The organism is Promicromonospora sp. NPDC110617, from assembly GCF_055598465.1.
In genome coordinates this window covers 433576-448116 of sequence record NZ_JBVKBM010000003.1, presented here as the reverse complement: position 1 = coordinate 448116, position 14541 = coordinate 433576, and the positions used below count along the sequence as shown (strand labels likewise).

Sequence of the window (14541 nt, the reverse complement as noted above, 5' to 3'; positions counted from 1 at the left end):
GCAGGCCGTAGCCAGACTCTAGTCCCTGGAGTTCACCTCCAGCGAGATCTTCACCCCCTCGTCTGGCGACGGGAACAGCCCCGGTTTCAAACCACCTGGTGAGGGCTGCGCAACGGGGCAAGGCGCTCGGTAGATTGGGCGGTACGGTGTCCCGCAGCATGGGCGCGCGCACCGCACCGACCCGAGGACGGAGACTGGGTGGCCGGCCACACACCGCTTCCGACTCGGCGCGACCAGTACGCCGAGATGACCCGTCGGGAGATCGTCGCGGAGGCCCGCCGGTTGTTCGCCGAGCAGGGTTATGCCCGCACGACCGTCGGGCAGATCGCGCGCGGGGCCCGGGTCTCCCCGGCCACCGTGTACGCCCAGTGCGGCGGTAAGGAGGGCCTGCTCGGCACGCTCATCGACATGTGGACAGCCGCGCAGATCGTGCGCGACATCATCGCCGCATGCGAGGCGGCGGACACGGGCCGGGCAAAGCTGGAGGTGCTCGCCGAGGGGTACGTCGCGATCTACGAGGAGTCCGGCGACATCATCCGCATCGTGGAGCGGGCGGCCGCCAGCGTGCCCGTGGCCGAGGCGTTCCTCAAGACCGCCGACGAGCGGCACCAGGAGGCCCTGCGTCAGATCGTGCAGCGGATCGAGGACGTCGGCGACCTCGCCGACGGCGTCTCGGTGGACGACGCCGTCAGGATCATCTTCTTCCATTTCAGGTACGACCAGTTCGCCCTGGCCAGCGACGCCTTCGGCTGGGGTGTGGACCGGGCCGTGCGGTGGATCACCGAGCGGCTCGAGGCCGCCGTCCTCCGGGTCTGACCGCTCCCCCGGCACCCGGTCCACTGACCGTCCACCTCCGGTCAACGGTCCGTCCAGCGCACCGGCCTAGCGTCGTCCGCATGACGATCTGGCACCCGTGCGTGACCCGATGAGCGGAGCACCGCCGACCACAGCCGGCCCCGGCATCGTCCCGCCGCCGCCCGTGGCGACGGCCGGCCCCTACGCCGCCGAAGTCTCGCCGTCCATGCTCGACCAGGTCGCCGCCCTCCGGCGCGGCGACCTGTCCGCCCTCGAGCTGACCCGGACCTACCTGGAACGGATCGACGCGCTGGACCGGCACGACACCCTCAACGCGTTCGTCCTGTCGCGCGGGCAGGAGGCGCTGGCGGACGCCACGCGACTCGACCGGCTCCGCGCGTCGGGCCGACCCCTGGGGCCGCTGCACGGCATCCCGCTGGCCGTCAAGGACAACCTGTTCACCGCGGGCACCCCGACCTCGAACGGCACGGCGGTGCTGGACGGGTTCGTGCCGCAGGACGACGCGGCCGCCGTCCGGCTGCTCCGAGCCGCCGGCGCGCTCGTGCTCGGCAAGACCAACCTGCACGAGTGCTCCTTCGGCATCACGAGCAACAACCAGCACCACGGACCCGTCCGCAACCCCTACGACCCCGGCCGGATCCCCGGAGGATCCAGCGGTGGGTCGGGCGCGGCCGTCGCGGCGCGCCTGTGCTCGGCGGCGATCGGCAGCGACACCGGTGGGTCGGTGCGGATCCCGGCGGCGCTGTGCGGTGTCGTGGGCCTCAAGCCCACGCTCGGCCGCGTGAGCCGGGCCCGGATGTTCGGCCTGTCGTGGACCTGCGACGTGGTGGGGCCGATCGCCCGCACCGTCGCCGACGCCGCCGCGCTGCTGCGCGTGCTGACGTCCGGCCCGGACGCGCTGGACCCGGGCGCCGAGCACGAACCGGCGGGAGCAGGCATCCCCGCGGCCCTCGGCGAGGGCGCCGGAGCGCTGCGCGGTGCGCGGATCGGGATCCCGGACGGGTTTCTCGCCGTGGACGCCGCGCCGGACGTCGACCGGGTGCTGGCGCGGACCCACCGCGTGCTCGAGGACGCCGGAGCGACGCTCGTGCCGGTGAAGCTCGACGGGGTCGAGGAGGCCACAGTCCAGGGTTTCGTGACCGTCGTCCCGGAGGCCGTCGTGCTCACCGAGCGCGCCCTGCGGACGGCAGGGCTCGACGGCGGCGTCCGCGCGCACCTCGACCGCTTCGGGTCGGACGTGCGCGCGGCGCTGGGAGCGCAGGTGGGGCCGGAGCCGCACCCGGTACCCGCGTTCCGGTACGCCGAGGCCCTGGCGGACACGCTCCCCGCGCTGCGGCGGACGTTCGCCGAGGCCTTCACCACGGTCGACGTACTGCTCACGGCCACGACCCCGGCGACCGCCGTTCCGCTGACCCAGGACACGACGATGCGGCACAACGGACGGGCCGTGGACACGTTCGAGACGTTCGTCCGGTACACCTACGGCGTCTCCATGGCGGGCCTGCCGGCGATCTCCCTGCCCGCGGGCACGGACGCCGCCGGGCTCCCCGTCGGTGTGCAGCTCGTCGGCCCGCGGTGGGGCGACGCCGCGCTGCTCCGTATCGCCCACGCGCTCGAGACCGCGCTGGGTCGCTGAGCCTCGCACCCGGCCCGGACCGGACCCGCGCGCTGGATCCAGAAATCGTCCACAACGCGGGCGGGTCGAGCCCCCGGGGAGGTCGCGGGTCAGGACGCCGGCGGGAAGCGCTCGTCCTCGCAGGCCTGTCAGAGGACCGCGGCGAGCGGACCCGGGTGCGTGAAGTCGTGCCGCACCAGGGTGCGCTCGCCCGAGGTGCCCAGGGTCAGGGTCTGGCGGCCCGGTCCTGGAGCCTTCGTCAGGCCGGTGCCGGCCCCAGGGACCGCAGGAGCCGGCCCATCTCCCCGTACGCCTTGTTCCGGTACGCGACCAGCGCCTTGACCTGCTCGGGTGTGTAGTCCCGCGTCAGACCCCGGCCGTTCTTCACACCCTTGCGGTCCCCCGCCACCGCGTCCTTGATGAGGTCCGGCGTCGCGAGCCGCTCACCGAAGTTCTCCTCGAACGTGCGGAACCCGCCCGCGTAGACGTCGAGCCCGGCCTGGTCCGCGATGGCGAACGGCCCGAAGAACCCGAGACGGAACCCGAACGTCGTGCGCACCACCGTGTCGATGTCCTCCGGGGACGCGATACCCTCCTCCGCGATCGACATCGCCTCCTTGAGCAGCACGTACTGCAGGCGGTTCAGCACGAACCCCGGCACGTCGGCCACCAGCGCGCCCTGCCGGTCCGCCCGCGCCAGCAGCTCGCGCACCACCGGCACGACCTCCGGGTCGGTGCGGTCGCTGAGGACGAGCTCGACCCCCGGGATGAACGGGGCCGGGTTGGAGAAGTGCACGGTGAGGAACCGCTCGGGGTGCGTCACCGCCTCGACCAGCACCCGCGCGGGGATGGTGGAGGTGTTGCTGCCGATGATCGCGTCCGGACGCGCCGCGGCCGAGATCCGGCCGAGCACGTCGTGCTTGACCTCGACCGACTCGAACACCGCCTCCTCGACGAAGTCGACGTCCACGACGGCCTCCTCGATGGAGCCGGCGGTCCGCAGGTTCGCCTGGATCGTCTCGGTCGCGCCGGGGTCGTACAGGCCCGCGTCCTCGAACTCCCGGGCCTCCGCGAGCAGCCGCGCGTACGCGGCCTGCGTCGCCTCGGCCGAGACGTCCGCGATGACGACGGGCAGGCCCGCGAGCGCGAACGACTGCGCGATGCCCCCGCCCATGTACCCGGCCCCGACGACGGCGACCGAACTGATGCTCGTGACCATGATGTCCTTCCTGAGAGCAGAACTGATAAAGCCGATCTGAAACGTTTACCAACAGCAGTCAGCCGCAGGACGCCGGGTTCGGCGCCGGCTCGCTCCCCGCGGCCTGGTCCTCGATCTCCCCGATCGCCATCACCTTCGGCGCGGACGGCGACGCCGGGTCGAACCGGTAGCCGAGCCACTCGCGGGTCAGCCGCCGGGCCAGCTCGATGCCCACGACGCGCTGCCCGAAGCAGAGCACCTGCGCGTCGTTGGACAGGACCGCACGCTCGACCGAGAAGGAGTCGTGCGCGGTCACCGCCCGCACGCCGGGCACCTTGTTGGCCGCGATCGCCACGCCGAGACCCGTGCCGCACACGAGCAGCGCCCGGTCCGCCTCCCCCGCGCCGACCAGGCGCGCCGCGGCGGCGCCGACGTAGGGGTAGGCCGTGTGCTCGTCGCTGCCGACGCCGACGTCGACCACCGAGGCGACCCGCTCGTCCGCCTCCAGGTCCCGCTTCAGGATCTCCTTGTACTCGTACCCGGCGTCGTCGCAGCCGATCACCAGTCGCAGGCCGTCCACCATCAGGATTCCACCTTCGAGGTCGTGGGCGCTGGGATGCCTGCCTCGGCACCCGCCTCGCCCAGCAGCAGGGCGAGGGAGGTCGCCCCGGGGTCCGGGACGCCCAGGGACCTGGCCCCGAGCACTCGCGCGCGGCCCCGGCGGGCCGCGATGTCCTTCGTGGCAGCCGCGCCCTCGCGGGCGGCCTCGACGGTGGCGCGCCACGCGTCGGCGGGCGCGGCGCCCGCGGCGGTGGCCGCGGTCAGCGCCTCGACGGCGGGGTGCAGTGCGTCCACCATCGTCTTGTCGCCGACCTGTGCGCCGCCGACCTCCTGCACGTGGTCCCGGGCCGCGGCGATCCCGGCGACGAGGTGGTCGAGGCCGACGCGGGCGTCCGCCGGGAGCACGTCGGCCAGCGCGAGCAGGCCCACGCCCCACAGGGCGCCGGAGGTTCCACCGGCCTTGTCCGCCCACGCGTCGGCCGCCCGGCGCAGCACGGACGGCGCGTCCGCCCCGGCCGCGAGGGCGGCGTCGGCCGCGGCGACGGCGGCGTCGATGCCGCGGCACATGCCCCGGCCGTGGTCGCCGTCCGCCGCCACGGCGTCGAGGTCACCGAGCATCTGCTCGGCGTCGTGCAGCGCGCCCTGGGCCCGGCGCAGGATGCCTGTCACCCTGCCCGCCGCGGCGATCCCCTCGGGCGTGGTGGCGCGCACCAGCTCGGTCTCCGGCTCGGTGGGCAGCGGTGCGGGAACCGACGCGGGTGCGGGGCGCCATGCGCCGTGGTGGAACCCGGGCGTGTCGGCGGGTGCGAGCCACAGGCGCTCGAGCTCGTCGTCGAGCCACGTGACGGTCAGCGAGCAGCCGGCCATGTCCAGGCTGGTCACGTACTCGCCCACGAGCGGTGCGACGATCGTGATGCCGCGCTCCACGAGCAGGTCGTGCACGCTGTCCCACAGGACGAACAGCTCCTCGTACTTGACCTCGCCGAGGCCGTTGAGCAGCACCGCGGCCCGGCCGTCCGCGTCGGCGGGGCGTTCGGCGAGCACCCGGTCGACGAGCTCGACGGCGAGCGCGGCCGCCGTGGGCCTGGCCTCCTCCCCGACGCCGGGCTCACCGTGGATGCCGAGCCCCCAGCCGGCCGTCCCGGGCTCCAGGCTGAACAGGGGGTGGTCCTGGCCGGGCAGCGTGCAGCCGTCGAACGCCACGCCGAAGGACTGCGTGCGTGCGTTGCCCCACGCGGCGAGGCGGTTCACCTCCGCGAGGTCGGCGCCCTCCTCGGCGGCGGCACCGGCGAGCTTGAAGACGACGAGGTCGCCGGCCACGCCGCGCCGCTCGTGGGCCCGGTCGGCGGGAGCGGACGCGACGTCGTCGGTCACCAGGAGGATGGTGACCTCCGTACCCTGGGCCCGCAGCCGGCTGGCCGCGGCGCCGAAGTTGAGCACGTCGCCCGCGTAGTTCCCGAAGGTGACGAACACGCCTGCTCCGGCGTCGGCGGCCCGGCACACGTCGAGCACCTGGCGGGTGGACGGCGACGTGAAGATGTCGCCGCACACGGCGGCGTCGGCCAGGCCGTCGCCGACCAGGCCGGCGAAGGCCGGGTAGTGGCCCGATCCCCCGCCGACGACGACCGCCACCTTGCCGGGGCGGGTGCCCTCCGCGCGGGCGATCCCGCCGGGGACCTGGCGGAGCCGGCCGGGGTGGGCCTTGACGAGGCCGCGGAGGGCCTCGGGGACGAAGTCTTCCGGTCTGTTGTGGACGTAGGTCATCTCACCTGCACCTTTGCTCGGGGACCTGTTGTTCTGGGGACCTGTTGCCGACGACGGCTACCGCCCGGCGCCCCGGAGCACCTCACGGATGTACTCCCGGTTGAGGGCGGCGACGCCGAGGCTGTCCGACCCGTAGTGCTCGCACACGAAGACCCCCTCGAACCCCAGGTCGAGGGCGCGGCGGAGCACGGCGCGGTAGTTCACGACGCCCTGGACGAGCGGCGTCGGGTGGGTGGCGTAGGCCCCCGTCGCCGGGTCGAAGTCCCGCGTGTAGTTCTTGATGTGCCAGAAGTTGGTCAGGGGCAGGACCTTCTCGAACATCGTCGGGATGTCCTCGATCGGCCGGTGCAGGCGCACCAGGTTGCCCAGGTCTGGGTTGATGCCGACGTTGTCGCGGTCGACGTCCTGCACGAACCGGACCGCGAGGTCCGGGGTGCCGATGTACGTGTCCTCGTACATCTCGAGGCTGACCTGCACCCCGAGGTCGCGTGCGTGGTCGGCGAGCTCCTGGATGCGGCCCACGGCGAGGTCGTAGGCGTCCTTGTCGTCGAGGTCGTCGTGGTGCCCCTCGGCGAGCCAGAACCACAGGGCGCGCTCCTGGGCGGGCGTCAGGGCCTGCATGAAGCCGAAGTTGACGACCTCCGCCCCGAGCTCCGGGGCGCGGTCGATGATCGTGTGGCCGAAGCGCAGGTAGTCCTCGCCCCGCGCGGCGTCGATGACGCTGCGGCGGGTTGTGGACACGGACGGGACCGACAGCCCCGTCTCCTTCAGCACGGCGAGCAGCTCGGCGAACCGCGCGTCGCTCAGCTCGCCGATCGACAGCCAGGCGTCGGTGGGGTCGACGTGCGAGAAGCCCAGGTCTGCCACCTGCTGGAGCTGCTCCCGCCAGGCCTCGGCCGGCGCGTGGACGTTGGGGGTGCCGTCCGCCGTCGTCGACCCGAAGGACAGCATGTTGGCCGCGATGGGCCAGTTCTCGGCTGTGCGCATGTGTGATCTCCGTCGATCTGCGATGCCGCGCGGCATCGTGGTTCGGCCGCCGGGCGGATCGCCCGGCGGATGGTGCAGGTGTGCGTGGTTCAGCCCCGCGCGTCCGGGAGCGGCTCGGTCCGGAGCAGCTCGTCCCGGGGCGGGGCGGTCGAGTCCCGGACGACGAACGTGGTGGCGATCTCGATGTGGTGGGAGTCGACGGGCCTGCCCTCGTGCAGCTGCTGCACGGTGAGCAGCGCCCGCCGTCCGATCTCCTCCAGCGGCTGCCGGACGGCGGTCAGGGGCGGGTTGGCCCATGACGCGAGCGGGGTGTCGTCGTAGGCCACGAGGCTGACGTCCTCCGGGACCCGCAGGCGGGCGCGCCGGGCCGCCTCCAGCACCCCCATCGCCTGCGCGTCGCTGCCCGCGAAGACCGCGGTGGGCGGGTCGGGACGCTGGAACCACCGCTCCGCGACCTGGACGGCCTGGTCGTGGTCGAAGCGGATCGGGCGGACCAGCTCGGGCTCGATCTCCACACCCTGCTGCCGGCAGTACGTGAGAAAGCCGTCCAGGCGCGCGACGGCGCTGAGGGACTCCGCCGGCCCGGCCACCACCGCGAGGTGCCGGTGCCCGAGCCGGACCAGGTGCTCCGCCGCGCTCCGCCCGCCGAGCCAGTTCGTGGACCCCACGGAGACCACGCCCTCCTCGGTGACGTCGAGCGGGTCGATCACCACGAGCGGGACGCGGGCGCGGGCGAGGCTCGCGTAGACGTCCGGGCCGAGCCCGGAGGTGAGCACGATCGCACCCACCCGGTCGGCGGCGGCGAGCCGCTGGGCCCAGGCGGCGCTCGACTCCGGCACCCCGTTCGCGGACCTGCGGCGCACCCGCCCGACGACGACCTCCAGGCCCAGCTCCTCGGCCGCGAGCACCACGCCCCGCAGGATCTGCGACGCATAGGCGGTGTCCAGGGTGTCGACCATGAGCTCGACCGTGTGCGCCGTGGTGGTCCGGGACGGCCCCCGGTACCCGAGCGCGGTGATCGCCGTCTCGACCCGTTCCCGGGTGTCCTCGGCGACGTCCGGCCGCCCGTTCACGACCTTGGACGCCGTGGCGGTGGACACCCCCGCGTGCGCGGCCACGGCCGAGAGGTTGGGACGTGCCGGCCCGGTCTTCTTCGTCAAGGCTGCCTCCTCGTTCCGACCGTTTTTATCGCCTGGCTCCGAAAAATACAAGGTGCCGATCTCACGCATCAGCCCTCGACGAGCGTGCTCCACGCCCCATTTTCCGCGGAACCACGGGCCTGGATCCGCACGAAGCGGAGTCGGCGATCCGAAACTTTTCGAATCGCCTCCCCACCTCTCGCCGCCCTAGCCGCGTGCCGGGGTGATCGACAGCACCGACCACGCCGGCAGCTCGAGGTCGAGGTCGAGCACGCCGTCCCCGGACACCGTGAGGGTCGTGCTCCGCAGCGCGTCGGCGGTGTCGCGGAGCTCCGCCGTCTGCTCCCGGGTGAGGTTGAGCGGCTCCCCCATCCGGTGCCACGCCTCGGCCACGTTGCCGTGGTCCCAGTCGATCGACTCGACCGAGAACACGGCGCCCGGCGTGAGGCCCCCGACCGTGTGCCGGACCCGTCGGACGGGACCTCGCTCCGCCAGCCCCCGGGTGGCCGCGTAGGTGAGCTCGGACCCGACCCCCTGGCGGCCCATGTCGTCGGGGTAGTTGAAGAACACGGCGGAGACCTCGCGCGTCGCCGCGTCCTGCGTGATCGTCCCGTACGGCAGGGCCGCGAGGACCGTGTCGCCGAGCCGGGACAGCATCTCGAACGCGTGGAACGTCGGCTTGTGCAGACCCTGCTCGTTGACCATCCCGAACCCGCCGTGGAAGGGTCCGATGCCCGCGCCGCCCTCCTCGAACACGTCGGTGAACGTCCAGTACGAGATCGAGTCCGCGAGCGCCGCGCTCCGCAGGTAGGCGCGCGTGATGTAGGTGGCGGCGAACAGGGTGTCGTGGATCGAGTCGCGGCTGGACGGCGAGCTCGACCACTCGGTGATGTGCAGCTCGGCGTCGGGGAACGGGCTGCCGGCGATGAGCTTGCGGAGGGCGACCAGGTCGTCGTAGGTCGCGTCCACGTGGCGGCGGATGTGCCGCATCTGCCCGTTGGCCCCGAACGCGACGTCCGTCGGGTAGAGGTGGGTGGACAGGAAGTCGATGGGGACGTCGCGTGCGGCGCACCAGTCGATGAGCTCCTCGATCCACACGGGGCGCCAGTCGAGGGCGTCGACGTCCTCCGCCTCGGCGGTCGCGTGCTCGACGGACCGGTCCTCCCACTCCCCCCGGTAGCGGTCGTCGGGCACGAAGACGCTCGTGGACGGTCCGCCCACCTTCAGCTCCCGGTCGATCTCCTTGATCGCCAGGGCCGTGGCCTCGTAGAGCTCGAAGTACTGGGTCCGCGTCCCGGTCCAGAAGTGGGGCACGAGGTTGGGCTCGTTCCACACCTCGAACCGCCACTGCCGGACCTCGTCGAGGCCGTACCGCTCGATCCAGTGCCTCACGGTCGCGGTGACCAGCTCGACCCACCGCGCCATGTCGGTGGGCGGGCTGCAGTGCGCCTTCCACCAGAACAGCGTCTCGGTCTCGGTGGCCAGCTCGCGCGGCATGAAGCCGAGCTCGACGAACGGGCGTGCGCCGGTCTCCAGGATGAAGTCGAACACCTTGTCGACGTAGCTGAACGTGTGCACCGGGGTGTCGAGCGGGACGGGCGGCCCGAAGCCGCCGCCGTCGTTGGCGCGGTAGACGAACATGTCGTCGTGGAACAGCCCGTGGAAGCGCACGAACCGTGCTCCCAGCCGCGTGACCGCCTCGCGGAAGTGAGCCTGCCAGTCGGCGCGCAGCGCCTCGTTGGCCCGTCCGGCGCCGACGCACTCGTTCCAGATATGCCGCAGCGGGACGGCGGTGGTCGCCTCGCCGTCGATCGTCAGGCCGGGGGTCGTGTGGGTGTCCAAGGTTCTCCTCTGTCTTCTTCTCTACGTGGGGTTCGGGCGACGTGGGGTTCAGGCGCGCCGCGGACGGCGTCAGCCCTTGACGGCGCCGAGGCTGAGGCCGGACTGCCAGAAGCGCTGCAGCGAGATGAACGCGATGATCAGCGGGATGATCGTGAGCAGCGACGACGTGACGACGAGGTTCTGGAGCAGCTCGCCGTTGCCAGCCGTGGAGGCCAGCTTGTTCCACTGGTTGATGCCGACGGTCAGCGGGTACCAGTCGGGGTCCTTGAGCATGATCAGCGGCAGGAAGTAGTTGTTCCAGATCGACACGAACGAGAACAGCAGCACGGTCACGGTGGCCGGGACGAGCATCGGCAGCGCGATCTGCCAGAAGGTGCGGAACTCCCCTGCGCCGTCGATCTTCGCGGCCTCCAGCAGCCCGGTGGGGACGGCCTCGGCGGCGAACACCCACATGAGGTAGAGCCCGAACGGGTTGAGGAACGACGGGATCAGCACCGCCCACGGCGTGTTCGTCAGGCCCAGCTGGGCGAACAGCAGGAACTGCGGGATGGCCAGGGCGATGCCGGGGACCGAGATGGCGCCGAGCACCACGAACAGGAAGACCCGCTTGCCGGTGAACTCCAGCTTCGCGAGCGCGTAGCCGCCCAGCGCGGCGAGGAACGTCGAGACGACCGCCCCGACGACCACGTACAGCACCGTGTTGAGCAGCCAGCGCGAGAAGATGCCGCCGTCGTAGGTGAAGACCTCGACGATGTTGTCGACGAGCGCGAAGCGCTGGCCGAAGGAGAAGCCGAAGCTGGAGACGAAGTCGGCCTGGGACTTGGTGGAGTTGATCGTGAGCCAGATCAGCGGCACCAGGCAGTAGAGGGTGAACAGCCCCGTCAGGAAAGTGAGCGTGCCGCTCTTGCGGGGGTTGGCGAGGGTGTGCAGGCGCCCGCGGCGCGGGACACCGGCGGTGGTGGTCGTCATGAGAGGTCTCCGGCTGCTACTGGTCGAGGGCATGGCGCATGCCCCGGATCTGGACCGCGTACGCGATGGCGATGGTGAACGCGGCCATGACGAGGGCGAGAGCGGCCGCGTAGCCCTGCTGCGAGCCCGTGAACGCGAGGTTGAACGCGTACAGGTTGGGCGTGTAGTAGGTGGTGATCCCGCTGTTGGCCACCATCGACGGGAGGATCTGCGGCTCGTTGAAGATCTGGAACGTGCCGATGATCGAGAAGATGACGGTGATGACGAGGGAGCCGCGCAGCGCGGGCAGCTTGATCGCCCGGATCACCCGGAGCTCCCCCGCGCCGTCGATCGCGGCCGCCTCGTACAGCTCCTGCGGCACAGCCTTCAGCACGCTGTCGAAGATCAGCATGTTGTAGCCGGTGAAGGCCCAGGTGACCATGATCCCGATCGAGATCAGCGTGGTGCTCGGCCGGAACGGGTCGATGTCGGTGCCGAGCCAGCCGTTGATGCTCCCGAAGAGCCCGTAGCGGACGCCGAGCATGAAACCCCACATCAGGGTGGAGACGATGGCCGGCACCGCGTAGGGCAGGAAGATGGCCACCCGCATGAACCGCATGCCGCGCAGCCGCATCGAGTCCATCGCGAGCGCCAGCACCAGAGCCAGCACCAGCATGATCGGCACCTGGATCAGCGTGAACCAGACGACGCGGGAGACGCCGTCCCAGAACTGCGCGTCGCCGAACAGCTTGGTGTAGTTGGCCAGGCCCACGAACGACGATCCGCCGACCATCCGGTCCTGGAAGAGGCTGAGGTAGGCGGCGTAGGTGATCGGCACGATGAACACCAGGGCGAACAGGATGCCGAAGGGCGCCACGAACGCCCAGCCGATCTGTCGCGTGCGTCGTCGCCGGTACTGCTGCGGCGCCCCGCCGGGCAGGGGCACGCTCGCCGCCGCGGGGCGTGTCATGCGCTCCGTCGCGCTCATGACTGGTCCTTTCTGGTCTGTCGGTGAGGTCGCCGGCGGCGTCTCGCGCTCAAGCTGTCGCACGAGACGCCGCCGGGGGGGCGGGTCAGTCGACCTGGAACCCCTGCTCGTTGCCGTACTCGACCGAGCGCTGCTCCCAGGTCTGCAGGACCTCGGCGAGCGAGCCCTCGCCCGAGGTGTAGAAGGGCGTGGCGATGTCGCCGTAGGTGCTGCGCGCCCACTCGAAGAACGGCGGGTACTGCCAGCCGACAGCGGCGATGTTCGAGGCCTCCGCGAGCACCTGGCCGGTCTTCTGGTCACCGAAGTAGGGGTTCTTCACGTCCTGGAACTCCGGGCTGTCCAGCACCGACCTGTTCGGCACGAACGCGCCGGCGTCGACGCGGGGCTGCAGGCCCTCGCCGTGCGTGAAGTACTCGAGGAACTTGTACGCCGCCTCCTTGTTGGCCGCGGCCTCCGGGATCCCGAAGGACGAGCCACCGTTCTCGGCGCCGACCTTCTCGCCCTTCTCCCACTGCGGCATGAGGGCGACCCGGAAGTCGCCGGCGGCGTCCGGTGCCCGCTCCGGCAGGGTCGAGGTGAGCCAGCCGCCCATGTTCTGCGAGGCGAGCGTGCCGTCGTTCAGGGCGCGGTTCCAGTCGTCGGACCAGGCGCTGATCGTGGTGTCGACCAGGTCCTCGTCGATCATCTTCTGCCAGAACGCGACCGCCTTCTGGGTCTCCGGGGCGGAGAAGTCGATGTGCACCGTGGTGCCGTCGACCTCGAACGGGCGACCGCCGGCCTGCCAGATCAGCGAGAGCAGGAAGAAGAGGTCGTTCGTGTCCTGGGTGATGTAGTAGTCGTCGCCCAGGGCCCGGATCTTCTTGGCGTCCTGGTAGTACTCGTCCCAGGTCGTCGGCGCCTCGTCGATCCCCGCCTTGGCGAAGGTCGCCTCGTTCCAGAACATGACGGCCGGCCCGAAGTCCGAGGGCAACGCGTAGACGCCGTCGCCGATCGTGACGTTGTTCCAGGCCGACGGGACGTAGTCGTCCGCCAGCTCGGTCGCGCCCAGCGGGCCGAGGTCGGCGAGTTTGCCGGGGACGGCGAAGTACGGGACCGCGAAGTACTCGAACATCACGAGGTCCGGCACGCCCGATCCAGCCTGGATCGCGTTGTCGAGCGCCTGGTACTCGTCGGAGGACGAGCCGGCGTTCACGACCTCGACCTCGATGCCGGGGTTGGCCTTCTCGAAGCCCGGAACCGCGAGCTCGACCGTGCCGTCCCAGCTCCACACCGTCAGCTTCACCGGCTGGTCGGCGCTGCCGCCACCGGCGCTCGCCGTGGTCCCGCCCGCACCCGAGCACGCGGTCAGCGCGCCGGCCGTCGCGAGCGCGACACCGACCGTCCACGCCTTGGTAAGAAGCCTCATCACCCTGTCCCTCCTCGTTGAGAGGTTGCGAAATAGTTTCGCAACTTTATCGATCAAGCACGGACTGTAACGGCGGCTCGGGCCGGGCGTCAACGGCCCCTTCGCACGCAATCGACCCGATTGACGTCGCCCGGGGCGATCACTAGGCTCCGAAATAGTTTCGACGAAGGGAAAGAGCCATGGTGGGTCGGCCATCGAAGGAGCGGGCGACGCTCGCCGACGTCGCGCGACACGCCGGGGTCTCCACGAGCACCGCGTCCAAGGCGCTCAACGGGCGCCACGACATCGCGCAGGACACGCGCGAGCGCGTCCTGGAGGCCGTCGCCGCCCTCGTCTACCGCCCGACCACCCAGTGGGAGCCCCCGCCCACACGCACCATCGCCGCGGTCTTCGACGCACTGGCCTCGCCCTACGTCGCCAACGTGCTGGACGGCGTCCTCGCCGCGACCACGAGCGCCCGGGCCAACCTGCTGGTGCGCTCCGCACCCGACCGCGCGGTCCGGGCCACCCGGGCCGCCGCCCGGGCCTGGATGGCCGAGCAGAAGGAGTCCGGCGTGGTCGGCATCGTCGGCATCACGCTCGCGGCGCCCAACGCCGTGCTCCAGGCGGCGAAGGAGGTGCGGATGCCGTTCGTCATGATCGACCCGGTCGACCTGGAGGACCCCCGGACCGTCAGCGTCGGGTCGGCCAACTGGGCGGGCGGGCGCACCGCGACGGAACACCTGCTCGACCTCGGGCACCGTCGCATCGGCTGGATCGGCGGCCCGGCGGCGTCGGCGGCCGCCCGGGAACGCCTGCACGGCTACCGGGCGGCCCTGGACTCCGCGGGCATCGAGCTGGAGCCGGCCCTGGTCCGCAGCGACTCGTTCGCGATCGACACGGGCCTGCTGCACGGCCGCGCGCTGCTCACGCTGCCCGAACCACCCACGGCGATCGTCACGGGCGACGACGAGATCGCCGTGGGCGTGCTCGCCGCGGCCCGGGAGCTGGACGTCCCGGTGCCCGGGCGGCTCAGCGTCGTGGGCTTCGACGACACGCCCCAGGCGGGCTGGACGTCGCCGCCGCTCACCTCGGTGCACCAGCCGCTGGCCGGGATGGGCCGCATGGCCGTCGAGACGCTCCTGACCATGGCGGACGGCGTCCAGCCCGCGTCACGGCACGTGCAGCTCGCCACCAGCCTGACGGTCCGCGACTCCACCGCACCCCCGGCCCGCCCCCGGTAGGGCGGGTCGACGCAGCCGGACGCACCCGGCGGGCGAAACCTCGAGGGCGCCGTTG

12 protein-coding genes are annotated in these 14541 nt (G+C 71.8%); 3 read left to right on the top strand and 9 right to left on the bottom strand.

Annotated elements, in window-relative coordinates; genetic code table 11:
* Window positions 1-246 precede the first annotated feature (246 nt).
* Both ACZ7LE_RS19720 and ACZ7LE_RS19715 read left to right on the top strand, forming a co-directional pair.
* A complete protein-coding gene (locus tag ACZ7LE_RS19720) occupies window positions 247-816 on the top strand; it encodes a TetR/AcrR family transcriptional regulator (protein ID WP_470404945.1) in 570 nt (189 codons plus the stop codon).
* A gap of 109 nt (window positions 817-925) precedes the next feature.
* Window positions 926-2452, top strand: a complete 1527-nt coding sequence (locus tag ACZ7LE_RS19715; RefSeq protein ID WP_470404944.1) for an amidase — start codon at window positions 926-928, stop codon at window positions 2450-2452.
* Window positions 2453-2690: 238 nt separating this feature from the next.
* On the opposite strand, the gene ACZ7LE_RS19710 is transcribed toward ACZ7LE_RS19715, so the two are convergent.
* From ACZ7LE_RS19710 to ACZ7LE_RS19670, 9 genes are all read right to left on the bottom strand, one after another.
* Window positions 2691-3650 (bottom strand): 3-hydroxyacyl-CoA dehydrogenase family protein, encoded by a 960-nt coding sequence (locus ACZ7LE_RS19710; RefSeq protein ID WP_470404943.1) that lies wholly within the window; start codon window positions 3648-3650, stop codon window positions 2691-2693.
* 58 nt (window positions 3651-3708) lie between these two features.
* Window positions 3709-4212, bottom strand: coding sequence for a ribose-5-phosphate isomerase (locus ACZ7LE_RS19705; protein WP_470404942.1), 504 nt, complete (start codon window positions 4210-4212; stop codon window positions 3709-3711).
* Window positions 4212-5954 carry a dihydroxyacetone kinase family protein gene (locus ACZ7LE_RS19700; RefSeq protein WP_470404941.1) on the bottom strand — a complete coding sequence of 581 codons (1743 nt, stop codon included), beginning with the start codon at window positions 5952-5954 and terminating at the stop codon, window positions 4212-4214. The genes ACZ7LE_RS19705 and ACZ7LE_RS19700 overlap by 1 nt, the downstream gene beginning before the upstream one ends.
* Window positions 5955-6011: 57 nt before the next feature.
* Entirely contained in the window at window positions 6012-6941 is a 930-nt protein-coding gene (locus ACZ7LE_RS19695) for a sugar phosphate isomerase/epimerase family protein (protein WP_470404940.1), read from the bottom strand.
* An 89-nt stretch (window positions 6942-7030) separates the two neighbouring features.
* Window positions 7031-8101 (bottom strand): LacI family DNA-binding transcriptional regulator, encoded by a 1071-nt coding sequence (locus ACZ7LE_RS19690; protein WP_470404939.1) that lies wholly within the window; start codon window positions 8099-8101, stop codon window positions 7031-7033.
* A gap of 186 nt (window positions 8102-8287) precedes the next feature.
* Window positions 8288-9922, bottom strand: a complete 1635-nt coding sequence (locus ACZ7LE_RS19685) for a GH39 family glycosyl hydrolase (RefSeq protein WP_470404938.1) — start codon at window positions 9920-9922, stop codon at window positions 8288-8290.
* Between the two features lie 69 nt (window positions 9923-9991).
* Entirely contained in the window at window positions 9992-10891 is a 900-nt protein-coding gene (locus tag ACZ7LE_RS19680; protein WP_470404937.1) for a carbohydrate ABC transporter permease, read from the bottom strand.
* Window positions 10892-10907: 16 nt separating this feature from the next.
* Window positions 10908-11858 carry a carbohydrate ABC transporter permease gene (locus ACZ7LE_RS19675; protein ID WP_470404936.1) on the bottom strand — a complete coding sequence of 317 codons (951 nt, stop codon included), beginning with the start codon at window positions 11856-11858 and terminating at the stop codon, window positions 10908-10910.
* 85 nt (window positions 11859-11943) lie between these two features.
* Complete coding sequence (locus ACZ7LE_RS19670; RefSeq protein ID WP_470405320.1) at window positions 11944-13263, bottom strand: ABC transporter substrate-binding protein; 1320 nt, start codon at window positions 13261-13263, stop codon at window positions 11944-11946.
* 179 nt (window positions 13264-13442) lie between these two features.
* Here ACZ7LE_RS19670 and ACZ7LE_RS19665 point away from each other — a divergent pair, with 179 nt between their 5' ends.
* On the top strand, window positions 13443-14486 hold the full coding sequence (locus ACZ7LE_RS19665; RefSeq protein WP_470404935.1) for a LacI family DNA-binding transcriptional regulator: 1044 nt from the start codon (window positions 13443-13445) through the stop codon (window positions 14484-14486).
* Window positions 14487-14541 lie beyond the last annotated feature (55 nt).